Raw genomic sequence first — 24,156 nt, 5'->3', positions numbered from 1 at the left:
AAATACACTTTGTGCAACCATGAGTCTCATGAACATGTGCTTTGTCCTCAGTGTGACATGTTGGTTGCAGTTCCTGAATTGGAACAAGGGAGCAAAGCAACGTGTCCACGCTGCGAAACCACATTGGTCTCAAAGTGGCGATATCCGTATAAGCAGCCAGCAGCATATGCATTTAGTGCATTAATTATGCTATTTATTGCCTGCTTATTCCCCTTTGTTAAGATGGGCGCCGCAGGGATTGAAAATGAAATATCGTTATTCCAAATAATTGAAATTATAGCTACCACGCGCTATAGCGGTTTGGCGCTATTTTTTCTGTTTTTTTCATTGGTTATTCCTGCATTTTGTATGGTCACAATCATCCTTTTAGGGGTGCAGGTTCATATTCCTAAAAATATTAAAGTGGTGATCACCCGTATTTTGTTCCAAATGAAAGCGTGGTGTATGGCTGAGATTTTTCTAGCGGGGGTCTTAGTCAGTTTTGTTAAATTGATAGCTTACGGCGATATTGGCATCGGGTTAAGTTTTTTACCTTATTGCGCGTACTGCATGCTGCAAGTAAGGGCTTTTCAATGCTTAGATCGTCACTGGCTATGGAACCGAATTGAAGCGGCTCCGAAATTAGATAAGCCGTTAATCGTGGGCCAGACGGGTATTAAACAAGATGTACGCTTATGTCTTGTGTGTACGGCAATTTTACCGGCTGGACAATCAAAATGCCCACGCTGCCACTCCCATGGTAGTGTACGTAAAAAACAAAGTTTACAATGGACTTTGGCTCTTTTAATGACATCAATTATGTTGTATATCCCTGCGAATGTGTTGCCGATGATGACCACAAATACGTTAGGTACAGCATTAAATTCGACCATTATTGATGGCGTCATTTTACTGTGGGAAGACGGGTCATATCCTGTTGCTATGGTGATTTTTGTTGCCAGTATTATGGTGCCTACATTGAAAATGATAGGAATTGCATGGCTTTGTCTAGATTCCAAAGGGTATGGTAATCGGGACCCGCATCGTATGCATTTTATTTATGAGCTGGTGGAGTATGTTGGCCGTTGGTCAATGATAGATGTGTTTGTTATCACCATTTTAGCCTCTTTGGTTCAAATGGGGCAATTGATGAATATTGTCCCTGCGATGGGGATTATTTTCTTTGGTGTGGTTGTTATTCTCACAATGTTTGCAGCGATGACCTTTGACCCCAGATTAACTTGGGATCGCTGTGAAAGAAAAAATGCAGTAAATACTGTTGAACAAGAAGGAGTCATCGGGTGACTGATAAAGAAACACCACAGGCCAATGCCAAAATTAGTAAGTTAAAAAGTTGGTCGCCTGTATGGGTGATCCCAATAGTGACAGTCTTGCTTGGCGCTTGGGTCTTATTTTACCATTTTAGCAACCAAGGCCCTGAAGTGACATTAATCACTTACAATGCTGAAGGAATAGAAGCAGGTAAAACCAAAATTAAAAGCCGTAGCGTCGATATTGGCGTTGTGGAAAGTGTGACACTTGATGACAATTTTAGTCGAGTGGTCATTAAAGCGCGTTTGAACAATGAAATGAAAGAATTACTGCGTACTGATTCTGCGTTTTGGATTGTAAAACCAACAATTGGGCGTGATGGCGTTACTGGGCTAGGTACATTACTTTCAGGTGCTTACATTGAGCTTCAACCGGGCTTAGCGGCAAAAGAGCATTTCGAGTTTACCTTATTGGATACCCCACCTCTTGCATCACCTGATGCTAAGGGAATTCGTGTTGTATTGGTGAGCGATAAGGCAGGACAATTAAATCCAGGTGATCCAGTGTTATTCCGTGGTTACCGGGTCGGTTCTGTTGAAACGAGCGACTTTGATATGGATAAACGCGATATGCGTTATCAATTATTTATCAATGCGCCTTATGACAAATTGATTAGTTCAAATGTACGTTTTTGGAAAGATAGCGGTATAGCTTTTGATATGTCATCCCAAGGCGTGCATGTTGAAATGGGCTCAATCGCGACATTATTGACCGGTGGTGTGAGTTTTGATGTTCCAACCGGGTGGGTTCCTGGTGCTAATGTGAAGGAAAATGCTGAATTCCAACTGTTTGACAACCAAAGCAGCATTCAAAATTCCTTGTATACACAGTATCAAGATTTTGTCTTATTCTTCTCAGACTCAGTGCGAGGCCTACAACCGGGTGCGCCGGTAGAGTTCCGTGGTATTCGTTTAGGTACTGTTGCACAAGTGCCTTTTTATACCGAAGGTTTAGACCAATCACTGGATAATGACTTTAGAATTCCTGTTTTGATCCACATTGAACCAGAACGTTTTTCTAAGGATGTCGGTAAGAACTTTAATTTAAAAAATGAATTAAATTTAGCTTTGAAAGATGGCTTAAGGGCATCACTAAAATCAGGGAATTTATTAACGGGCGCGTTATTTGTTGATCTGGATTTTGTGCAAAATGCAGAGCCTTATAAAGGCCCAACCGTGGTTGCCGGCTATAAAATTATCCCAACAACCAGTGCAGGTTTAGCGCAAATTCAACAAAAAGTCATTGCGGTGTTGGATAAAATTAACAATATGCCAATTGAACCGATGCTTAACCAAACGACACAAACATTGGCTGAAGGGCAGAAAGTTGTTAAAGAAGCTAATGCGATGTTGGCTCAACTCAACAAAGTTATGGCGAGTAAAGAGTTCCAAAATTTACCTCATGACTTGCAAAAAACACTGCAAGAAATGAACCGTGCAATGCAAGGTTTCCAACCTGGTTCTCCAGCTTATAATAAAATGGTGGATAACATGCAGCGTTTAGACCAAGTATTAAGAGAAGTTCAGCCGCTTCTACGTACTTTGAATAATAAGAGTAATGCGTTAGTTTTCGAAGCTGAGCCAACGAAGGATGTTGAGCCTAAAGGAGTGAAAAAATAATGAGATATTTACTATCAATATTTGTTTTATTATTGGCAGCTTGTAGCAGTACCCCAGAGAAAAAGTACTACCAACTGCCAATGAAAACTCCTCAGACACAATCTGCAGAGGTGATGAATAAAGGCCAAGTGTGGTTACAACGCATCATGTTATCAGATGTGCTGACATCAAATGGGATTACTTACCAAACGACAGATGTCAGTTATACCAATGCAAGTACGCATCTATGGGCGAGTCCTTTAGAACAACAGCTTGGTCAGTCGATGGTGAGTGAATTATCTGCAGCGTTACCTGAAAAACTCGTGTCTTTGCAGCCATTACAAAACTCACCGGATACACTTGATATTACTTTGACGGCCTTTAATGGGCGGTATGATGGTAAAGTATTAATCCAAGGCTTTTGGACTTACACTCATGATAAAAACGTGATCCGTCTTAATTTTGATGTACAGCTAGACCAAAATGAAGATGGCTACCCTGAGCTAGTTCGCACGTTATCAATGGGGTGGCAGCAAGTCGCTGAGAGTATTGCGAAAGAGATAGATAAATACTAATCATTGGTTATTACTTAAGTAATTTATATTAAATGCACCTTGAATATATGTGGTTTATATATTCAAAGTGCATTTTTAATTTCATTAAATATAGATATTCTTTTTATTTATATATTAGTGAATAATAATTGATTTTGTTCGCTAATATTATGATAAATAAAAGAATGTTTTTATTTTTAAATCAAATCAATAGGTTGTGTTAATTGTCATATACAAGTCACATTTATGCCATTTATGACAAATATATGAAAATCTTTACTTGATTTTTTTTTCAACGGGCGCTATTTCTATAGTGTACCTATTAAAAATAGTAGGTACTGTTTTCTTTTCCATTTAAATGATGAGGGAAGTAAGGCATGAAAAGACAGAAGCGAGACCGTTTAGAAAGAGCTTTATCAAGAGGTTATCAAGCAGGTTTAGCAGGGCGCTCTAAAGAGTTGTGCCCATATCAAGCAGTAGATGCTCGGTCGCATTGGCTAGGTGGTTGGCGAAAGGCGATGGAGGATCGAACCATAGCGGTGGTGTAACCCCAATATTCTTTGAACGTTTAGCTTAAATAGCCTGAGCTCGTTTTCTTGCATATTTTTGGGTTTTTAAGCTGAAGGTATTCATTCATTTAAAAACCTCCGCCATTGCGGAGGTTTGCATTTCAAATATTTAGAATGCGCTGGTGTCTTTAAAAAGACCCACTTTTAAGTCTGTTGCAGTATAAATTAATTTACCATCAACTAAGACTTCACCGTCTGCTAACCCCATGATCAGTTTACGGTTGATCACGCGTTTAAAGCTGATGCGGTAAGTAACTTTTTTCGCGGTAGGGAGAACTTGGCCAGTAAATTTAACTTCGCCAACACCTAAAGCGCGCCCTTTACCTTCACCGCCGAGCCAGCCAAGGTAGAAGCCAACTAGCTGCCACATTGCATCGAGGCCTAAACAACCAGGCATGACAGGGTCGTTTGTAAAGTGACAGCCAAAGAACCAAAGGTCTGGATTAATATCCAATTCAGCTTCCACATAACCTTTGTTAAATGTACCGCCATCTTCAGTCATACTGACGATACGATCCATCATCAACATATTTCCAGATGGCAATGGAGGACCATTTTCTCCAAATAACTCACCTTTACCAGAAGCAATTAAATCATCTTTTGTGTAGGATCCGCGTTTCTCAACCATGTTCTTAAGATAGCCTTTATTAAGTGTAGGTCTACAGGATAGCTTACACTTGTACGCTGAACAACTCCGATCTGCTATTTTTTACGCAATCTTTACTTAACTTATCCATTTTAAGAACCAAGGAAGTCGGGCTTTATCAGGTGAGTTTGCTTGATTAATCCGTTCTTGAATTAAAGCTAACAGGTGTACATTTTCTTCTTCAGCTTGTTGTTCAAAGTAAGGTTGCTTAGTCAATATAGTAATGGCTTGGGCGACATGTTCAACAGGCCAAATGTGGAATTGACCTTCTTTTACGGCTTCAACGACAGCAGACTTGGTGCATAAATGGCGAACATTTGCCATCGGGATGATGACACCTTGGTTGCCAGTTAACCCACGTTTTTCACAGATATCAAAGAAACCTTCAATTTTCTCATTCACCCCGCCAATAGGTTGGACATAGCCAAATTGGTCAACTGCACCCGTGATAGCAACTTGCTGGTCAATAGGTTGCAGTGATAATGCGCTAATTAAAGCGCACAGCTCTGCGAGTGATGCGCTATCACCATCAACTTCACCATAGGACTGCTCAAAGACGATAGAGGCGGAGAAAGGCTGAGGCTGCTCTAATTTCAGCTCGTAATTTAAATAGGCTTGCATGATCATCATGCCTTTGGCGTGGATATTCCCACCCAGCTCTGCTTTACGTTCTACATCCGTGAATTCACCGTCACCTAAATGTGCGACACAGGTAATACGGGATGGCTCACCAATAGCGTCAGGGTGCCCTGGATATTGTAAGACAGACAAGCCATTAACTTGGCCGATAACTTCGCCTTCAGTTTTAACGAAGATTTGTTCTTGCAAAATATCGTCCTGAGTACGTTCAGCAAGAAAACTGTGGCGCCATTGGCGGTTTTCATTTGCTTGCTTAAATGACTCTTGAGTCAGCAAATGGTTAACATGGTAGTGGCTGGCATCAACAAGAGAGCGAACTAACCAAAGAATATCAAGAGGAAGATTAAATTTATCTTCACAGTAACGAACAGCTTGTTGGATGAAAGGGACCCAGCCATCAGCAGAAATATGTGGTAATTTATTGGATTCAATAATGGATTTGACATAACGCATCCATAAGCTCAATTGTTCTTCATCTTCGAAGAACATAATAGGCTCATATTCGCCATAAATTGCGCAGCTAAATAGTTCCGGTGATGTAAATTCAAACTCTTCTAAAGCTAATCGGTCACCAACAATAATGACTTTAAGTTCTAAAGGTTGTGGTTCAATTTCAATCGGTAAAGGCTGATTCTCAGAATAAGGTAACCATTCAAGTTGTTGACGGTTAACCATATTTTTTAGGCGAGCCCACATTAAAGGTTGGCTAATTAATGCGCTAGCTGCGATAACTAAGATCCCGCCATTAATTTGGTGAAGTAATCCTGGCACTAAATTCAATGAAGGGGTGACATAGCCAAATAATTGTTCGGGTTCTATCCAACTACGGTAAGCAATTTTTTCATGGGAAGAGAAACGGCTTTTAACACCACTTTTCCATTGAAAAAGACGGCTATCTTCAGATAATTGATAATCACCATCAATGGTATTTATCTCTGCCAGTAAAGGGGTAATTGCATTAGCATAAAGGCTAAGATACGCCTCACTGTCATCAGACTTGATAAACATGAAGCGTGTTTGGGCAAATTCATCAACGAAATGTTGTATGCCATCAGATAGCCTAGGCTGAATGTCTGATAAAATTGCAGGGGTCAACGTTTCTGAAGATACAAATTTCGTCTGAAATGACGATAAGTTAGGAATTAGGCCTTGCCATGTTAGTTCTTGACTGATCACTATAATTATCTGCTATTAATAGAGTTATAAATAAAATGCCTGCCAGTAAGCTGGGCGTATATGCCTGAAAAAGGTTTATTGAATAAATTTGCTAAATAGCATTGTTTGTTTTATAAACAAATTTCAGGCTAATTCATTACCCAATGGGCAAGCTTGTTATATTAGCCTTTGATAGGCAATCTTGCAGCAATAATTGTTGAATTATCGACTAGAATAACGAAAACATAAATACAATGGGTAGTGTCATTGGCCAAGTTAAGCCAATAAGTATGGCGCTCAGTAGGCGCATAAAAAAGTTTGGATCTTTTGTTACGAGTAGGGTAAATAGCATTGCGCATACACCGCCAATCCCATAGATGACGAGTATGTATTCAAATGTGGACATGCAGTTTTATTAATTTGTTAACAGATAGGGGCGGATTGTACACTATTTTTACAAGGTAGGCTTACCTTCTTTATTGAAAAAGTGAATATTCCACTAAATCGAATATCTGCATGAGTATTTTGTTTATAATCTTGCTAATATAAAAATAGGTTCAATTTTCTTCAGGAAAAATTATGAAATATCAGCAGCTTGAAAATCTTGAATGTGGCTGGAAATGGGAATACCTCGTCAATAAAGCAAGAGGTGGCGAAGCAATTACCCGCTATATAGAAAGAAGCGCAGAAAAAGAAGCCATAGACTTGCTGCTAAAAATGGAAAATAGACCGGTTGATGTACTAAAGTGGATCACTCAGCATATGAACCCAGAGCTTGATAACCGAATGAAACAGAGTATTCGGGCGAGGCGTAAGCGTCATTTCAATGCCGAGCATCCACATACACGTAAGAAATCAATAGATTTAAATTTTTCAGTATGGCAGCGTTTGTCTAATCTTGCCGTGAAGCGTAATAAAACGTTGTCTGAAACTATTATTCAGTTGATTGAAGATGCGGAACACAAAGATAAATATGAAAGCCAAATGAGCTCATTAAAACAAGATTTGCAAGCGATCCTTGGAACATCAAAGGAAAAAGATAATTAAAGAAGATCTGTGAGGATCCGTGCTGGCAATTCAAGCTATATGATGATTGCGGGAAGTTTAATTTTAAAAGTTAATTTTTGTATCGAGCCTATTATTTTCAGTAATAAAAAACCCCAATATTAATTGGGGTTTTTGTATTTCAGTTCGAAATTCAAACTAGGGCTAAGAATTAAGCACCTGGCTGAGTTACAACTTCAGTTGTACCTTGGATTTCGATTTCAACGCGACGGTCTGGCGCTAAACACTCGATCAGAGCTGCACGACCTTTAACGTTGTCACATTTGTTACCAGTTACTGGATCTTCTTTACCACGGCCTTCTGCAGCGATTGCGCTAGCTGGAACGCCTTTAGCAACTAAGTAGTCAACTACAGACTGAGCACGTTTTTGTGACAGTGGTAAGTTGTAGTTTTGTGAACCGATACGGTCAGTGAAACCAACTACCAGTACGCGACCTTGAGTTGGGTCGATGCTGCTAAGTTCGTTGTACAGCTCATTCAGAGCTTCTTGACCTTCTGGTTTCAGGCTTGCTTTGTTGAAGTTAAACAGAACGTCTGAACGCAGAGTAAAGCGTTTGTTTTCAACAACTGGAGCTGGAGCAACAACTGGAGCTGGCGCAACAACTGGAGCATCAGCTTGACCGAAACGGTAAGCAACACCAACGCTCAGCATGCCGTTGTCTGGACGAGTACCGATGTTGTCTTTATCACCTAAGTTGCTAACCCATTGGTAGTCTAAACGAGTAGCCCACTCTGGAGTGATTGCGTACTCAAGACCCAGTGCGTATACAGGTGCAACGCCAGTGTCAGTTTCTTTGAAACGACCTTGAGTTTGGTTAGCTTTAGCTTCTGTACGGTAAACCATACCACCTAAACGAGTGTAAACGTCTAAGTCATCCATGATTGGATAGCTTAATTTAGTAGTTAATGAAACACCCATAGATTTCAGGTCACCGCTGTTACCAGCGCCTTTGTATTTCATTTTACCGAACCAATCGTAACCAAGCTCGAAGCCCATGTATTGGTTATATTGGTAACCAGCGAATGCACCAGCACCGAGAGTATCACGGTCAGTAGTGTTACCTACGTGAAGATTAGTTTCAGGTGAAGTGAATTTAGTGTCTTCATAGTGAGACCAACCTAATTTAGCACCGGTATACCAAGTGTTATCTTTTGGAGCTGCTTGTGCAACGGTTGCAAAAGCTGCTACTGCCACTGCTACTGCGATAGCTGTTTTTTTCATTTTTACGCCTCGTTATCATCCAATATTGGCTTGGCTTCGCTGAGCCTTATTATATGCCATTGGTTTAATTTACTTGCTAGGTTTCGCAGACATTATCTACAAAAAAATAATAAAAGTAAAAAAATAATGCCATAAGCCGAACAAGCTAAAGTCTACAACGAACTTAAAAAGATACAAGTAGAGTGAGCAATAATCGTTAAAAAAAGTATTTTTTTAGTGTATAAATCAGAGAGATATGTATATTTTCTGTAATGATTATATTTAATCTATCTGATTGATCTACAATACTTTTAATTTAACTTTAGAGACAAATATGCCTAAAGGTTAAATTTAGTAAGAAAATTCTTAATCTTAGCTAGTGGTAATGATTTGAATGAATTTTTAAGTGGTTTGGCTGTCCTGCTAGTGTATTAATCATATTAAACGTTTTCTGTGGGCGCATAATTAAACCGATAGAACGGCCTTCTTGAGCTGCGTATTGCAAGCGAATAAAATCTTGCTCGCTTATTTCCGGTAGCCACCCTAGAACCACGCTATAATTCCCACTTCTTAAGGCTTTTTCCATGGCATCAATCGTGGTGATATCTTCCATATGATTTAATTGCATAACTTTATGAGTTGGTATTCCTGATTGTTCTAACCAGTGCTTACTGAGTTTCTTATTAGGGCTTAACCAGAGCAACCAGCGTGATTGAACCCCAAACTGGCGAAGCATTGGCAACAAAATGTAATCCATAATAGGGTGTTTTTCATCGTAAACAAGTTCGCTCACCATACCTTGTTGTATAGAGCTGTTAGTAAGCCCTGTAGCAGGGATTGATTGTGCGTAATTATTAAGAGAATGTTCTGTTGAGTTGTTCCAAGAATAGATGCTCATAATTTACCTCGTTACAATGCTGTATGAACATACAGTAACTGTATATCCATCCAATATCAAGACTATTTTTTCAAAGCGCTTCGCAACTTTGTTGTTTTTTTCTGCATTCTTCTTGGCATTTTTTATGGAAGCTCTCAAAATTAGTTATGCGTAATTATCTGTAAAAAAAGAAGTTATAAAATTATTTTTCTCAAGGATGAAAATTGAGCATACCCAAAAAGGAGTTTGGTAATGTTGTTAGAAGAAGAAAAAATTTTTTATTTATCTCGTTTGTTAAGTCAGTTTGGCGAGCTAAAACGCAAAAATCATTTTGGTGGATTTTGTCTATTAGTCGATGATGCCATTGTAGGATTGGTACTCGACGGTTGTTTTTATTTGCGTGGCTGCTTAGTGGCAAGAAGTCACTTTGAAGCGTCAGGGTTCAATCGGTTAGTTTATAGTAAAAAAGGCATTCCATTGGAAATGCGCTACTATCTACTTTCGGAACAAGTTTGGCATGACGAGCCCTTGTTTCTCCAATATATTGAGTTGGCGTACCGTTCAGCTATCGAGGAATTAAAACAAAAGCAATCAATGACTATGCGCATAAAAGATTTGCCTAATATGAATATGTCGGTTGAGCGCGCACTAGGGAAAATCGGAGTATCGCATGTTGATGAGCTGCGTATGATGGGGGCAAAGGCTTGTTTTATGAAGCTAAAAAAACATGGTAGGAATAACCCAAGTATTAAGTTACTCATTGGCTTAGCCGCTGCAATAGAAGGGTGTCATAGTGCTGTTTTACCCAAGGATATCAAACAAGAGTTAATTGCTTGGTATAATAGTTTTGAGTTGACATCAGCCTAAACCTGCGGAAAGCGACTGTTATTATAATTAATATTACATTACGCGATATGAAATGGGTGGGTATTTAGGATTTTAATACCCGCTCATCGGTATATTTATGACGCACTAATGGTTCGAATTATCTGTTTTATCTCAGGGATTAATTCGAGTAATAACTTAGTTTGTTCCATGATAAGTAACGTTTTTTCGTCATCACTAGTTGAAATATTATCTATTCGGTTTAATAAACTATGGCGAAGCTCATCTGATTTTTTATCAATAACGAGTGGGTCAATGGTGGTGATTTGTAACGACGATTCAACATAGCAAATTGCGTCGTTGAGTAATGAAAGGTTACCTTCATTTTGCATTTTTTCACGATGTGCGCCTAATGCAGAAATATAACTGAGTAAGGTATGGTTTAAGCAGAGTAGGCGAAAAGCTTGTTCTTGGGTGATTCGATAAGACTTAGGGTCAGAAGCCATATTGGACACAATAGAAGCGAACTCTGCATCATTATTATGTGCATCTCTACGTGCAATTCGGTACTCAAGGCGGTTGTCTTTACCTTGGTAGTATTGTTGTAAAATAGCATCTAAATAGCGGCAGTTGCTATCCATAGTTTTTTGAATGACTTGGGGAAGTTGGCGGAACTTCCAGTCTGGCCAAATAAAACTCACTGCAAGTAATGCAATAAAACAACCAATTAATGTGTCAATGATCCGTGGAAGTGCAACATCAAACCCCTCGCCCAGTAGGTTAAAACAAAACAAAACGAGAAGTGTGATAAATAATGTTGCTTGAGCATATTGACTACTGCGAAACATAAAAAACAGTAAACCAGAAATAACGATTAGCGTAAGTTGCCCTTCCATTGAGGGGATTAAATTCAGCAAAGGTAAGCCAATAAGAATACCAACGATAGTTCCTATTATGCGAAGGGCTAAGCGCCGTTTAGTGGCACTGTAGTTTGGTTGGCATACAAATAAACTCGTGAGTAATATCCAATATCCTCTTTCCATATCAAATAGTTGGATGATGATATAGCCAGTACAAAGGAGAATTGACATTCTTACTGCATGGCGAAATAAAGAGGATTTTGGTGTTAAATGGTGCTTAACTCGCGAAATAATATCACTAATACCGGATAACGATTCGTCAGATAACTGTTCTATTTGCTTATTATTTTGCTGCCATGAACTCTGCTCAAGGCTTAGGCCTTTCAGTTGGACGTCAATTCCTTTTAAGTTTTTAAGTAAGTTATATAGGGCCTTAATTTCATGAAGCTCAGGCGATTGCTGTTTTAGTAGCTGTAGCGATTTTTCAATGTAAGCGAAGGTACGTTCAAAACGAGGATTATGTTGGTATTGTTTACGCCATAAAACAGATTGAGCAACTTGTTGGCAGGCTCTCGCTTGCATGGTTAATAGGCGTTGGAAACGAAATAAAATATCACAGTGACGTAAAGTGCGGCTAAGCTGTTGATATTGTATGTGGGATGAACTTGCTCGTTCGTGAATGTCTTGAGCAACAAAATAATATTGTAGCGAATTTCGTGTACCTTTTTGTCCCCGATCCCCTTTTAATCGACTCAATAATGCAATTTTTGCTTGGTTCATGGTGCTAACCAAGTGGCTGTTTACTAATGCTAAATCATAAACAGAGCGTTGGTAGTCATCTTCTAAATCAGGATCAAATAAGTTAGCTTTTGCGTCTAAATAAGCTGAAAGTTGCTGATAGCATTGGGTTATTGCATCTTGCAATGGCCTTACAGGAAATAAAATATGCCCAATCAAGGTTAAAATATTATACCAAATTGCCCCTGTCAGTAATAATGCGGGTTGTTGGTACCAAGTATCAAAAATGGGTACGCCGAGCATGGTATAAATGGCAATTAATAGTGCACCAAATGCGATGGTAGCGTATCGCTGTCCTAAAGCACCAAGAAGAATAAAGCCACACGTAGAAAATGCGAGGCCAAAAAAGAAAAATAAAGGATAGGGAAAAAGGAGTTCAATAGAAACGGATGCAATAAAAAAACAAAAAAGTGTAATAATTAAATTTTTTATTCTACCAGTTAGCCTATCATCTAAGTCAGTTAGTGCTGCAGCAACCACACCCAATGTGAGTGGGATGGTGATTTTAGGCTCTTGACCTAACAACCATGGCACTAAGGTTGCGCCTGTCAGGGCTATAAATATTCGGATATAATATAAAATATGGCTGTTATATAGCACACGACGATAACTGGTAAGCAGTGTTAACACAAAGTACCTCAAAGGTAAGACAAGCCTTAATCTATATAGGATAGCTTGTTTGCAAGGAATAAAAAACCGTTTGGAATCAAGCCAACCGTATTTTTGTCATTGATTTTCTCAGGTGCAGGACGTATGGAACTGAAATCAACACAGATTGGACAGCGTCTGGCTCAGCATCCCTACAATCGGGTTCGCTTACTCAACGCAGGTATTGAAGTCAGTGGTGAAAACCACCAATATCTTATCCCATTTAATGAACTTATCGATCTTCGTTGTAAGAGAGGGATTGTTTGGGGGGAGTTAGAATTTGAAATTGTGAATGAACAAGTTGTTCGTTTACATGGTACTGAATGGAAGCAAACTCAGCGCTTTTACCATTATTTGAATGAAAAATGGCAACAATGGAGCACTGAAATGAGTCAAATCAGTGCTAGTGTATTGACTGAATTAGTGAATTCGATTGAACAATTGACACAACAAGACAGTTGGCTAACTTTACGCCAATTGGCTGAAATAAAAGATAAAATATCACAAAACTTTTCGTCTCTGCCTATGCCTTTGGCGCGCATTTCATTATATGAAAATTGTGCAGCACAATATCACGAATGTCTGAATTGGCTGAATAGCGGTCAAGAATGCCGAAAACAAATTAATGATCACTGGTGTGAGTCTGTATTAGTTCGTTATCACGATTTTTTCCAGCAAGTAGAAACATCACCACTCAATTATTCACAGTCCTTATCTGTGATTAATGGTGAGGATAATGTATTAGTACTGGCGGGGGCTGGAAGTGGTAAAACATCAGTCCTAGTTGCAAGAGCGGGTTGGCTAATCTTGCGAGGTTTGGCAAAACCAGAACAAATTCTTTTGTTGGCTTTTGGCCGTAAAGCTGCAGATGAAATGAATGAGCGTATTCATTTACGTTTACAACAAGATATTGAAGCTAAAACTTTCCATGCGCTTGCTCTACATATCATTCGTGAAGGTAGCAAAAAATCGCCGGTGATTAGCGAGTTAGAAACAGACACTCAAAAACGACAAACACTGTTATTAAACGAATGGCGAGAACAATGTTCAGCAAAGAAAGCGCAGGCAAAAGGATGGCGAGAATGGCTTTCTGAAGAGTTGCAATGGGAAATTCCAGACGGTGAATTCTGGAAAGACGAAAAAATTAGCACTAAAGTCACTGCCCGTTTAGACCGTTGGCTAAGCTTAATGCGTATGAATGGCGGTAGCCAGAAGGACATGATTGATAATACGTCGGAAGAAATAAGAGATCTTTTTCAAAAACGTATTCGTTTAATGGCGCCGCTATTAAAAGTGTGGAAAAGCGCTTTGAAAGATGAAGGTGCAATTGATTTTTCTGGATTAATTCATCAAGCCATTAATATTTTAGAAAAAGGACGTTTTATTAGCCCATGGAAACATATTTTAGTTGATGAGTTTCAAGATATTTCACCTCTCAGGGCGAGGTTACTGCAAGCACTACGTCAGCAGAATAAGCAAACCACATTATTTGCGGTTGGAGATGATTGGCAAGCCATTTACCGGTTTAGTGGTGCAGAATTAGACTTAACGACATCGTTTGAACATAACTTTGGTATTGGGGAACTTTGCGCTTTAGACACGACTTATCGTTTTAACCAACGCATTGGTGAGGTTGCAAATCAGTTTATTTTACAAAACCCTATGCAGTTAGATAAGCCATTGAATAGTTTAACTAAAGGGAATAAAAAATCTGTTATTCTTCTTTATGAAGATGCCTTGGAACGCTTATTGGATAAAATGAGTGGTTATGTCCTTGATGATGAAACGATATTAGTACTAGCCCGCTACCATTATTTAAAACCTAATATTTTAGATAAAGCCAAAACTCGTTGGCCAAAATTAAATATTCAGTTTATGACTATTCATGCCTCAAAAGGGCAGCAAGCAGATCATGTGATAATTTGTGGTCTGAATAGCGGAAAGGATGGTTTCCCTGCTCCTGCGCGCGAATCAGTTATTGAGCAAGCATTATTGCCTAAGCCCGAAGATTTTGGTCATGCAGAAGAAAGGCGTTTGCTATATGTCGCATTAACACGGGCTAAGCAGCAAGTTTGGTTGCTTTATCACCCAGAAAAACCGTCAGAATTTGTCGATGAACTCAAGCAATTGGGCGTTCCAAAACAAAAGAAACCTTAAAGTATATTATGATCTATTAAGTGCCAGAATACTCTGGCGCTTAATATAGATAGAATTAGTTAGTTCGTTTGGTTAAATAGCTTTCGTAATCAGGAATAACGACGTCTATCGTATTATCAAAATAGGGTGAGGTGATTAAAAAATCAGCGGTTGCAGAGTTGGTTGCGACAGGAATATTCCAAACGGTGGCTAAACGTAGTAGTGCTTTAACATCTGGGTCATGAGGCACGGCATTAAGAGGGTCCCAGAAGAAAATTAATAGGTCAATTTTTTGCTCCGCAATCATTGAGCCTATTTGTTGGTCTCCCCCCATTGGGCCACTTAGCATACTCGTAACAGGCAAGCCAGTATGCTGCTGGATTAAATTGCCTGTAGTTCCTGTTGCGTATAAATTGTGAGCTTGAAGCCGTTCATTATTTTTCTTAGTCCAAGATAATAATGAAGGTTTACAGTGGTCATGGGCAACCAAAGCAATATTTTTTGAGGCTGTAATTTTACGGGTAGTTGATTCCATGATGTTCCCTTAAATAAGATGCGAGATAGACATCTTTAAAAATTGAATGAGCAAAGATATACAACATATATCATAATGCTAATGAATAGTTTATAGGTTTTGGGAGATATTTTGATGAGAGATCAAGAAATTGCTGAAATTTTAAAGCGTGTCCGGACAATCGCTTTAGTGGGAGCGAGTGATAAGGCAAATAGGCCGAGTTATGAAGTCATGGAATATCTTTTACATCAAGGCTATACCGTTATTCCTGTGAGCCCTAAATTGGCAGGTCAAACCTTGTTAGGGCAGCTAGTATACGAAAAGCTTAGTGATATACCTGGGCCTATTGATATGGTCGATGTATTTCGTAATGCAGAAGCTGCAGTAGGAGTGGCCAGAGAAGCCGTGGAAATTAAAGCTAAAGTTTTGTGGTTACAAAAAGGAGTGATTAGCGAAGAAGCACAGCAAATCGCTTTTCAGGCTGGTTTACAGTTTGTTATGGATAAATGCCCAAAACAAGAAATACCTGCTTTAGGTCTTGAAAAATAAAGTATTTCTAGCGTTAAAAAGTAAAGCAGCTAGTGAGCTGCTTTACGGTTGCGTTCATAAATAACAATATAGATATTTGAAGGTTAGTTGCGAAGGCGAGGAGCTTGCAACTGAGACCTTATGGATTCCGCTAGTTCATCCATTGATGGTTGTTCTGGATGGTCTTCTACGGTTTCATAAGTAATTTGAGCTTCAGCCAAATAAGTATGAACAGCATCCCCATTGTCATCTTCCATAACAACATGATACCAAGGTAGATCGCGTAGTGTGCTGTTAGCGGCAATATCATCATCATGTGGTTGTTCGAGCGAATACTCAGCGTCAACATCTACAACGACGCCTAAGTAGCCGAGAAGTTTGTGCCTAACTTGTTGCCCGATTCCATATTTACTGGTGATCATCATAGCGACCTCCTAAAAGCCTTGCTTATACTTCAAACTATATATGGGCAGTGCTACGCGTTTTCAAGCTAATATATGGACAATTATTAATAACGCAATACACTGTCTTTATACGCAACTATGAAAAGCAGTGCCTCATTTAGCAGATTATCTGTTCAATGAATAAAAAACAACTGTTAAAAAGAAGGTATCAATACATTATGCTCTGACAACGGAGGCTCACATGACTGCATCAGGTCGATATTTTTATATTTATGGTCGTGTTCAAGGGGTTGGGTTTCGTTACCAAACCTATCATTGGGCTAATCAGAACGGCATAAAAGGTTTTGTGTGTAACCGAGATGATGGCAGTGTTAAGCTAGCCGTTTACGGAACAGAGCAAGATATTGAATTTGTTGATGAGTGGCTAAAAGCTGGGGGACCACCGGGAGCAAAAGTAGACCATTTTTTCACAGAAAACTGGAAGACCGAGCCAATAGCGGACTTTAGTGTCCGCTATTAGTGAAAAATTAAATACATTTCACCGGTTTTGGCAGGCCAGCAAGTTTAGTGGCTTGCTTAGCTGGCCCTTTTGGAAATAGCCGGTATAGATAGCGGCTATTGCCTTTTTCTTCGCCAAATTGTTGAGAAACTGCTTTAACCAACATGCGAATAGCAGGTGAGGTATTAAATTCCAAATAGAAGTTCCTGACGAAACGGATAATCTCTAGGTGTTCATTGGTAATTTCAATATCTTCTTGCTGCGCTAGCAAAGGAATTAATTCTTCGCTCCATTGTTGGCTATCAAGCAGGTAACCTTGCGCGTCTGTTTCTATCTCTTGATTATTAAAAACCAACATACTCTTTTCAACTCAAATAAAATTAGAACGTAAATTTAGCAAAAATCGAGATATAACCCAAGTAAAGTCGTTAGAATGTCGATATTTTCACCCAACAGTATGAAAGGCGTATATTTTTAAAGCGAATGATCAAATTAGGGGTTTACATCCAATGAGAGGATGTTTATAGTGCACGTCATTGCGGAGGGGTGGCCGAGCGGCTGAAGGCAGCGGTCTTGAAAACCGCCGATGGGAAACCATCCGAGAGTTCGAATCTCTCCTCCTCCGCCAAAATTCAACGCCATGCTATTGATTAGCATGGCGTTTTTGTTTTTTAGGTTTTATGAGTATGCCATCCAGTATGCCATTTTATTTTGGCTTCCCTCCGATTGTATTGGCTAGTATTGGACTCAATTTGGATATAACGAGTTTGAATTGAGACTAGTAAAATAATAAAGGTGAAGTAATGGTAACAATACCCACCTTCAATTATTATTTTATCATGAGTGCTAATTCTTAGTCATGCACTCAAATATCCCCAATGTGTTTATATTCGTGGTACTAACCCATCCGAGTTTAGCTGATTCAGGTAAATCATCAAAAAGTGTTATGGCATGGTAGAGTTGTACCCATTGTTCATCAGCTGTTCGTTTAGCGACCCAGAATTGTTCTTTTCCTGATGTGGGCTGATAGTTGATAGACTTGGAAGCTCTATCGGGTTGATCATAAACCTGAAGCGTACTGGCAGGAGATGGGCTGAACTCAACACAATCTCGATAGGTTGGCTTAGGTTGTTTGCCGAAATAAATCCCCAATATGACGACTGCGATAATTCCCACAAAAGGAAGGCTATTTAATGTGCGATTTTTCATTGAAAGATAACCTCCACATGGTCAATGTGTTTTCCTTGACTGTAAGCATCCAGCCACACTTTTTTGTTAATACGGGATAAGCGGTAATAGGTATCGAGAGGGCCGTCTTCACAATCGCCAGTTGATGTACTAAATAGTTGGTTGGTTTGACTATCAATCACTTCGGCAATCACGAAGGCGCATTTAGCGCCCAGATTCACTGTGCTCGTGACGACATAACGTCCCTCGAGGTAATCATCAACACGACAATCCTTATCGGCAATCGCTTGGTTATTACACATTGGTGTAAAACCACTTTTATCGATGGCGGTATCAAATACATTCGTGTTAAAGGCGCTCGCGGTAAAATTGAGGCAAAACACCATGAAAATAAATACGTATTTAGTCATGATTTATCCTCATTGTTGAACCGTCTTTCTGATGATTGTTTTTCTGATAGGTGAGTCGACCTAATGTGATTGCAATAGCCAGTTCGATAAAAAATAGCAGGAATAATCCGAACATATTTAATCGGTTAGGCAATAGAACGTTAAGGAGTGCCAGTAGCGCTAAGATAACAAGGGAAATGATTGTTGACAGGGTTATCCTGAGTTTCCGAGAACGCGTTGCCGTGTATTGTTGTAGGAAGCCATATCCCCAATACCCCACATAACCTGCGATAGTACCCGCTAGAATCACCATGATATTGAGATTGATTTGGTTGCCAATGCCTATCGCTAAGGCATTCATAATGACAAGGTATAGCGCTAAGAATGTCATTAAACGGAAAATAGGATGCGGGTATTGAAATGGATGGGATACATTTTTAACGGTATGGATATAGACAATAACGCCAGCGCTCAGTCCGATAAGGCAGGCGAAAAGGAGGAAAATAAAAAAGTATTCATAAAGTATAAAAATTAAAGCATGGTCAAAAACCATAAAAGGAATAATCCCGATGAGCAATAAGTAGATAACACATAAAGAAGCGATGAAAGCGAAGACGAATGCCAAAATTTTTCGCGTTAGCATTAAACGGAAAGGGATACCCTTAAACCCATAAATGACCCACAACAATATTTGAGAAATCAAGAGTGGAGCTAACATCGCGATAAGGTAATACAGTAGATACATTAAGGGCTTACCAATAAATAAGTCGACCTTATAGTGATTGGCGATGATGACTGTAAAACCGAATACTAGCACTAAGCTAATGATGAAAAAAATTCGTTCAACACCTAAACGAATATGATTTATTGAATTCATTTTTACCTCTTTTTATTACAATTTTTTTGTGGTTAAAATTTAACCGTGGTTATTTTTTTTGTTTAATCAATAAAATAGCCAACATCAAAAAGGCATGTTGGCTAGGTAAGTTGAGGGTAATCTTTAAGGCTGAATGCCAGAGATTAGAATCGGTAATTTAAACCAAGCATGATATCGTTGGCCTTCACTTTGATTTTTGAGGTGTTTTCCCCATCGCCTACCGCTGTCGTGATGTCGGCTTTTCCAGCATCTAAATAGCGATAACTTAGACCCATATCCCAATCGTCATTGATGGCATAGTTCACCCCCGCACCGACACTCCAGGCAAAGTTATTGGCGGTATGCGTGTGAGTATCATGCAGAGAGAGTCCTGGAGTATAAGCATCAGCGCGGGTGGTTTTAAAATCCACGGCCGCATAGCCTAGCCCGACAGAGATATACGGCGTGAAATTTGAGCTATTTTTAATGTCGTAGTACCCATTGACCATCAACGTATTGAGTTTGATTTGGTTTTTAATATCACGAGTTTGATGTACGCCATTACGCACACGGTCGCGGATGTTGTAGGTTGAATTTGCTTTATCACGCGCCATAAATTCCAATTCAGCGCGAACAGGGATATCAAACTGATTGGAAAAGTCATAACCTAACGCAAGTCCACCGCCAAATACACCCGTACGATGGCTATCTCCATTTTTTGTACCATTATCACCGGCATCAGCATAGCCGCTGTAGACAAACTGCTGGCCGGACATTTGCACAATAGATGCGCCCATTTTTCCCGTAACATAAAGCCCCGTTTTACTGTCATCCGTGCTAGCGAATGCCGGTAATGAAATGCACCCCATTAGGGCGGAAACAATAAACGCTTTTTTCATGATTGATTTCCTTTTAATCAATATCACATTAAGTATGGTTGAATCGCGTTATGTCAGTGGAAGGCATGAAAGATTTGACTCAATCACCTTAATATCACTGACATAAAGATAATTTAGCGTGAGATAGTTTAACCTAATCGATCTGTTTTACCTATCAATAATTAAAATACGATCGGTAATATCGATCATATCTATCAATAAACGGTTATCGATCGGCGTAATCGATCAAGTGCTGTTTTGTCGCTTAAATAAGAAAAAGAGTCGATGACGGAGTTAGTCAAAATGGACAGGAATAAAATGATGTTTAAAGAATGCTCTCCTTTCTTGAATAGGTTGGTATGCTCGATATTATCAAGCACCAAAATACGGGATAAGTCTTTATGTTAGCGCTAACGCTTTATAAGCAACGCCGTTTACTCATGTTATAGATATGAAAACCGAACTCCGTTAAGACCCAATCGTTTGATGTATTCCATTGAATCATTCCTTTTTTCTCCAGCGAATTGAGTGTCCTTTTGTTGCAGAGTGAGCCATAATTGAGTTTCACATTACTCAAGGTTTTTAGTTGCCGTTCTGATAATTTCATCGCGTTCACCGTAAGATCCAATTATTTAACGTATACTGTGGCTATAGTTGTTCGCGTCCAGAAAAGTGCGCATGCATTTGTTCTGTCAGTACCCACAACGCTTTATTGAGCTTAATATCCCCATCAATTCCATTCACTGAACGCGTGCGAGCGCGTTTACCTTTGGCATTCCTGCCTGATAATCCTCCCTTGATTAAATTTTCCTGCAAACGTTGGTAGACGGTCCACAAATCGTCTTTCTTATCCTCAAAACGGCGAGGTTGTAAGACTTGAGCTTCAGTTATTGGTTGATGTTCCTCACCAAAGCGATAGGTTAAAGCCGCATGCGCCAAAGCCTGTTGTGCTGGTGGCGGTAATAGTAAGGACTGCATTTGCTCACGTTTTTCAGCGATAGCATCAAACGTATCTAACACTTCGTAAGCCCCTTCAATCACTTTATCGACGACATTACCTTTATGGGGAACTCTGACCTCCCCAAAGGTATCGCCACAAACCAGCCCATTTTGACAAACATAGCGAAAAAAGCCCGGTAACATTTGATAACTGCTTGAACCATCATGGCTATTAAGTAAGATGATTTCAGGCACTTGGCTACCCGTAATTTGGTCATGACGTCGGAGCCGTAACAGATGCTTAGTATGATCACGACGGCTGTCATCTCGCACACGAGTTTGGCATGCAAAGAACGGATAAAAGCCTTCTTTTTGCAGGCTATCCAATAAGGTAATCGTAGGAATATAAGTATACTTTTCGCTACGAGATTCATGCTTTTCTTCAGAGAACACACTGGGTACGGTGCGAAATAACTCTTCGAGAGTTAACGGGTGGTCACGGCGAATGCTATTCGCCGCACCAAAGCGGGATGCTAAGCGAGTCATAATGAATTTCCTTTAAAATGAATTGGATAGGTAATACGAAGGCGTAAATAAGGACGTGGTTAATCGATTAGATGGAAAATGGCGGAACGTTCTGGGTGTTGCGCCGCATAATCACGCAATTGATAAAAGCGATCGACGAGGATGTCACTTTCCGTTTGAAATGACCATAAACTGTACATCATCAAACACACGGCAATGCCTGCCGCTTCGCAACTGACGTTGGCTTCGTTACCGTTATGTGGGTTGAACAGCGTCAGTGTCTCTTGAGGTAAATCGGGATAAATAAAAGTGCCACCATTGGATAAGGTGCAATATTCCCAATATCCACCCTGATAGTCATCACAAAACTGCCCCATAGTGGTAAAGATGACCACTTCAAAGGTGGTCCAGCCTTTCACGCTCCCGAAGTGGTTGAGCCAAAAATCAAGTCGTTGTTCATTGGGGACGAGTGTCATTGCAATAGCGGATTCAGTTGTATTATTCATCAGTTGATACTCCAAGAAAAAGAAATAAAAAAGCGCCAATCCTGTTAAGGACTGACGCTGAGAGTGATAATTAATGGGGTAATGTAAGAGGTTAAAAGAACAGGCTCCACAGGGATTTAGCGACGGAGACGATACTGTTTTTAACGGTGCTAACCGTACTTCTTATCAATGGCGGCAAGGGAATGATATTGATTAAGGTATCCACAATATCACTGACACATTGACCAAAATCGTTACGTGCGGCGTTCTCCACCGATTGCGTCCGGTAAGGGGTGTTCAGTTGCCTAGCTACTCCGCTACTGGCTTGCGCCGGTAACGCCTGTATGAGCTGCTCTGCTAATTCAGTCAGTTGATAGTTTTCGATTGCAGATACAACCATCACAGGATGGTACGGCTTAAAAGCTGTTACTACGGCTTGTTGCTTTAATTTTAAGTTATAGGCCTGCTCTGAGGATGGCTTGTGGTTGTGTTCATTCCACTGGCGACAAGGCTCTATTTTATCGGCTTGGTTCAAGACAAATAGAAATTGATTAGGTTGGTAACCGCATTTCTTCGTGAGAAAGCGATAACACTGTTCATCAGAAGACCAGGCTCGGTCATCGGCCTTGAGTACCCAAATGATTAAATCGAATTCTGGTAATAAGTTGCGATAGAGCTGGTGGTACTCTTTATCCCGCTCAAGGCTTTCCCCCACGCCGGGTAAATCTACAAAAGTGAGAGTATGGTTGTTCATCGTCATGCTGAAGCGTTGGGCTTGGCGTGTGCAGCCTGAAACATCACTCACAGGTGATAATGACGATTGGAATAGTGCGTTGATAAGACTGGATTTTCCCGCTCCCGTTTTACCCATCAAACCGATGGTGGGGGAGTAATTGATGAGCTGACTGAGTTGGTTAAAAAATGATGTTTTAAATGAAAAGGGAAAGGCTGCGAGAGCCTTCTCCAGTTCAATATGTTGATTCATACAAACTCCTTGAAAATAAAATTATCATTATTCAAGGTGATAATATATATTTGAAATTATTTTAAATTTTTCTTTTTAACTAGCAGTATGAGTTCTTCAATGGAATCCCGTGGTAGAACAATTTGATCAATCATCGCCTCGATAATTTCGTTAATATTTTTATTATGATTTTTGGCTATTTTTTTTAATTTTACCATTGATGATTTGGAAATATACGTATTCAGTACAGCCTTATCTTTAACACCATCACGATATTTTTTTTGGCTCCAAGCTTTTCTTGTTTGAGATAGAAAAAGCTTGACCGCTTCTACACTTGAAATAATAGCCCAATAATCAAAACAGGAAATAATCAATTTCCATTTTTCATTTTGAATAAGAACATTAACATCATCATCAACAGCAATATTTGCGCGGATCATCCTCTCGGCTATCCATTTTAATGCTTCATTCTTTCTGGGTAAAAATAAAAAAGGATCGGGGTATTCTTTAAAAATAGACGAAGCTTTATCTTTCATGTAAAAGACTGTCTCATTAAAATCTTTAGGGTTTATAAACAAAACTAAAAAGTCCAAAAAACAAACAATATAATGAAAAGGGATATTCCTGCCCATGATAGGGTTCAAGTTCAAGGGAGAGTAATTATACACGCCAGTCATAATTGATGGATAATCATTTTCTATAAGGTGTTTATTATACGACTTCATGAGAAAGTTTAAGATAACAAATGATATTCTTTCATCCGTTAAAAAAGATAATTGTTCTATTGGGATAATCTTTTGCTCTATCGTTCTGAGATAATAATCAACATTTTTAAATCTACTCCCGACATGCTGATTTAACTCACTAAGTAATGTACACACATTCTTATTCTTTGCCTCAGATATCATTTTATAAAGCTCATTAGGCGGCAGTGTTTTTTCTGAAAACATATAGAACAGAACAGCATAATATTGTCTGCACTCCAAATAATTATCATTGACATTTATATTTATCATTTATTCTCCACGTAGTATTTTTTGCATATGTTTACATAGTATTTTACGTAGTGTTTAAGGTGTCATTGTACTACATGAAAACCCCTATT

The 24,156-nt window shown here is 39.4% G+C and carries 26 protein-coding genes and 1 tRNA gene; 10 read left to right on the top strand and 17 right to left on the bottom strand.

Annotated features, from left to right (window positions below; genetic code table 11):
- Positions 1 to 9: 9 nt before the first annotated feature.
- The 4 genes from pqiA to rmf all read left to right on the top strand — a co-directional run bounded on the left by pqiA (position 10) and on the right by rmf (position 4,011).
- A complete protein-coding gene (gene pqiA, locus P3L44_RS14210) occupies positions 10 to 1,284 on the top strand; it encodes a membrane integrity-associated transporter subunit PqiA (RefSeq protein WP_272661770.1) in 1,275 nt (424 codons plus the stop codon).
- Entirely contained in the window at positions 1,281 to 2,930 is a 1,650-nt protein-coding gene (gene pqiB, locus P3L44_RS14205) for an intermembrane transport protein PqiB (protein WP_125892669.1), read from the top strand. The genes pqiA and pqiB overlap by 4 nt, the downstream gene beginning before the upstream one ends.
- Positions 2,930 to 3,484 (top strand): membrane integrity-associated transporter subunit PqiC, encoded by a 555-nt coding sequence (gene pqiC, locus P3L44_RS14200; protein WP_272661771.1) that lies wholly within the window; start codon positions 2,930 to 2,932, stop codon positions 3,482 to 3,484. Before pqiB ends, pqiC begins: the two co-directional genes overlap by 1 nt.
- Before the next feature lie 356 nt (positions 3,485 to 3,840).
- Positions 3,841 to 4,011, top strand: a complete 171-nt coding sequence (gene rmf, locus P3L44_RS14195) for a ribosome modulation factor (protein WP_004256131.1) — start codon at positions 3,841 to 3,843, stop codon at positions 4,009 to 4,011.
- Positions 4,012 to 4,141: 130 nt separating this feature from the next.
- Here rmf and fabA read toward each other — a convergent pair whose 3' ends face one another.
- From fabA to P3L44_RS14180, 3 genes are all read right to left on the bottom strand, one after another.
- Positions 4,142 to 4,660 (bottom strand): bifunctional 3-hydroxydecanoyl-ACP dehydratase/trans-2-decenoyl-ACP isomerase, encoded by a 519-nt coding sequence (fabA, locus tag P3L44_RS14190; protein ID WP_004909641.1) that lies wholly within the window; start codon positions 4,658 to 4,660, stop codon positions 4,142 to 4,144.
- Positions 4,661 to 4,756: 96 nt separating this feature from the next.
- Positions 4,757 to 6,493 carry a Lon protease family protein gene (locus P3L44_RS14185; RefSeq protein WP_140170773.1) on the bottom strand — a complete coding sequence of 579 codons (1,737 nt, stop codon included), beginning with the start codon at positions 6,491 to 6,493 and terminating at the stop codon, positions 4,757 to 4,759.
- Positions 6,494 to 6,701: 208 nt separating this feature from the next.
- Positions 6,702 to 6,878: a GhoT/OrtT family toxin gene (locus P3L44_RS14180; protein ID WP_071585857.1), complete on the bottom strand. Its 177-nt coding sequence runs from the start codon at positions 6,876 to 6,878 to the stop codon at positions 6,702 to 6,704.
- A gap of 173 nt (positions 6,879 to 7,051) precedes the next feature.
- On the opposite strand from P3L44_RS14180, the gene matP reads away from it, so the two are divergent.
- Positions 7,052 to 7,519: a macrodomain Ter protein MatP gene (matP, locus tag P3L44_RS14175; RefSeq protein WP_140170772.1), complete on the top strand. Its 468-nt coding sequence runs from the start codon at positions 7,052 to 7,054 to the stop codon at positions 7,517 to 7,519.
- A 169-nt stretch (positions 7,520 to 7,688) separates the two neighbouring features.
- On the opposite strand, the gene ompA is transcribed toward matP, so the two are convergent.
- The gene (gene ompA / locus P3L44_RS14170) at positions 7,689 to 8,759 is read right to left on the bottom strand and encodes a porin OmpA (protein ID WP_140170771.1); all 1,071 of its coding nucleotides are present in this window, start codon (positions 8,757 to 8,759) and stop codon (positions 7,689 to 7,691) included.
- Positions 8,760 to 9,114: 355 nt separating this feature from the next.
- On the bottom strand, positions 9,115 to 9,636 hold the full coding sequence (gene sulA / locus P3L44_RS14165) for an SOS-induced cell division inhibitor SulA (protein WP_140170770.1): 522 nt from the start codon (positions 9,634 to 9,636) through the stop codon (positions 9,115 to 9,117).
- A gap of 231 nt (positions 9,637 to 9,867) precedes the next feature.
- Here sulA and P3L44_RS14160 point away from each other — a divergent pair, with 231 nt between their 5' ends.
- Positions 9,868 to 10,482: a TfoX/Sxy family DNA transformation protein gene (locus P3L44_RS14160; RefSeq protein WP_004256109.1), complete on the top strand. Its 615-nt coding sequence runs from the start codon at positions 9,868 to 9,870 to the stop codon at positions 10,480 to 10,482.
- Between the two features lie 95 nt (positions 10,483 to 10,577).
- Here P3L44_RS14160 and yccS read toward each other — a convergent pair whose 3' ends face one another.
- Entirely contained in the window at positions 10,578 to 12,728 is a 2,151-nt protein-coding gene (gene yccS, locus P3L44_RS14155; protein ID WP_272661772.1) for a YccS family putative transporter, read from the bottom strand.
- 123 nt (positions 12,729 to 12,851) lie between these two features.
- Between yccS and helD the strand changes: the two genes are divergently transcribed.
- Positions 12,852 to 14,903: a DNA helicase IV gene (helD, locus tag P3L44_RS14150; protein WP_272661773.1), complete on the top strand. Its 2,052-nt coding sequence runs from the start codon at positions 12,852 to 12,854 to the stop codon at positions 14,901 to 14,903.
- A gap of 55 nt (positions 14,904 to 14,958) precedes the next feature.
- Here helD and P3L44_RS14145 read toward each other — a convergent pair whose 3' ends face one another.
- The gene (locus P3L44_RS14145; RefSeq protein WP_140170766.1) at positions 14,959 to 15,417 is read right to left on the bottom strand and encodes a methylglyoxal synthase; all 459 of its coding nucleotides are present in this window, start codon (positions 15,415 to 15,417) and stop codon (positions 14,959 to 14,961) included.
- A gap of 114 nt (positions 15,418 to 15,531) precedes the next feature.
- Between P3L44_RS14145 and P3L44_RS14140 the strand changes: the two genes are divergently transcribed.
- On the top strand, positions 15,532 to 15,945 hold the full coding sequence (locus P3L44_RS14140) for a CoA-binding protein (RefSeq protein WP_140170765.1): 414 nt from the start codon (positions 15,532 to 15,534) through the stop codon (positions 15,943 to 15,945).
- 83 nt (positions 15,946 to 16,028) lie between these two features.
- Here the strand turns inward: P3L44_RS14140 and hspQ are convergent, their stop codons facing one another.
- A complete protein-coding gene (hspQ, locus tag P3L44_RS14135) occupies positions 16,029 to 16,349 on the bottom strand; it encodes a heat shock protein HspQ (protein ID WP_004256095.1) in 321 nt (106 codons plus the stop codon).
- A 220-nt stretch (positions 16,350 to 16,569) separates the two neighbouring features.
- On the opposite strand from hspQ, the gene P3L44_RS14130 reads away from it, so the two are divergent.
- Entirely contained in the window at positions 16,570 to 16,848 is a 279-nt protein-coding gene (locus P3L44_RS14130; RefSeq protein ID WP_004256093.1) for an acylphosphatase, read from the top strand.
- 7 nt (positions 16,849 to 16,855) lie between these two features.
- Here the strand turns inward: P3L44_RS14130 and P3L44_RS14125 are convergent, their stop codons facing one another.
- Positions 16,856 to 17,185: a TusE/DsrC/DsvC family sulfur relay protein gene (locus P3L44_RS14125; RefSeq protein ID WP_004256090.1), complete on the bottom strand. Its 330-nt coding sequence runs from the start codon at positions 17,183 to 17,185 to the stop codon at positions 16,856 to 16,858.
- Between the two features lie 182 nt (positions 17,186 to 17,367).
- Here P3L44_RS14125 and P3L44_RS14120 point away from each other — a divergent pair.
- Positions 17,368 to 17,455 (top strand) — tRNA-Ser (locus tag P3L44_RS14120).
- Positions 17,456 to 17,673: 218 nt separating this feature from the next.
- Here the strand turns inward: P3L44_RS14120 and P3L44_RS14115 are convergent.
- The 8 genes from P3L44_RS14115 to P3L44_RS14080 all read right to left on the bottom strand — a co-directional run bounded on the left by P3L44_RS14115 (position 17,674) and on the right by P3L44_RS14080 (position 24,067).
- The gene (locus P3L44_RS14115) at positions 17,674 to 18,036 is read right to left on the bottom strand and encodes a hypothetical protein (RefSeq protein ID WP_272661774.1); all 363 of its coding nucleotides are present in this window, start codon (positions 18,034 to 18,036) and stop codon (positions 17,674 to 17,676) included.
- Entirely contained in the window at positions 18,033 to 18,425 is a 393-nt protein-coding gene (locus P3L44_RS14110) for a hypothetical protein (protein WP_036967295.1), read from the bottom strand. The genes P3L44_RS14115 and P3L44_RS14110 overlap by 4 nt, the downstream gene beginning before the upstream one ends.
- Positions 18,418 to 19,281 carry a hypothetical protein gene (locus P3L44_RS14105; protein WP_161680411.1) on the bottom strand — a complete coding sequence of 288 codons (864 nt, stop codon included), beginning with the start codon at positions 19,279 to 19,281 and terminating at the stop codon, positions 18,418 to 18,420. The genes P3L44_RS14110 and P3L44_RS14105 overlap by 8 nt, the downstream gene beginning before the upstream one ends.
- Positions 19,282 to 19,424: 143 nt before the next feature.
- Positions 19,425 to 20,159 (bottom strand): outer membrane protein, encoded by a 735-nt coding sequence (locus tag P3L44_RS14100; RefSeq protein WP_272661775.1) that lies wholly within the window; start codon positions 20,157 to 20,159, stop codon positions 19,425 to 19,427.
- 627 nt (positions 20,160 to 20,786) lie between these two features.
- The gene (locus tag P3L44_RS14095) at positions 20,787 to 21,623 is read right to left on the bottom strand and encodes a DUF932 domain-containing protein (RefSeq protein WP_272661776.1); all 837 of its coding nucleotides are present in this window, start codon (positions 21,621 to 21,623) and stop codon (positions 20,787 to 20,789) included.
- 59 nt (positions 21,624 to 21,682) lie between these two features.
- Positions 21,683 to 22,108 (bottom strand): antirestriction protein, encoded by a 426-nt coding sequence (locus tag P3L44_RS14090; protein ID WP_272661777.1) that lies wholly within the window; start codon positions 22,106 to 22,108, stop codon positions 21,683 to 21,685.
- A gap of 91 nt (positions 22,109 to 22,199) precedes the next feature.
- Complete coding sequence (locus tag P3L44_RS14085; protein ID WP_272661778.1) at positions 22,200 to 23,072, bottom strand: GTPase family protein; 873 nt, start codon at positions 23,070 to 23,072, stop codon at positions 22,200 to 22,202.
- 56 nt (positions 23,073 to 23,128) lie between these two features.
- Positions 23,129 to 24,067: a hypothetical protein gene (locus tag P3L44_RS14080; RefSeq protein ID WP_272661779.1), complete on the bottom strand. Its 939-nt coding sequence runs from the start codon at positions 24,065 to 24,067 to the stop codon at positions 23,129 to 23,131.
- Between the last annotated feature and the right edge of the window lie 89 nt (positions 24,068 to 24,156).

The organism is Providencia sp. PROV175, from assembly GCF_032707045.1.
GTDB lineage: Bacteria > Pseudomonadota > Gammaproteobacteria > Enterobacterales > Enterobacteriaceae > Providencia > Providencia hangzhouensis.
This window is presented reverse-complemented; position numbering and strand designations above follow the sequence as displayed.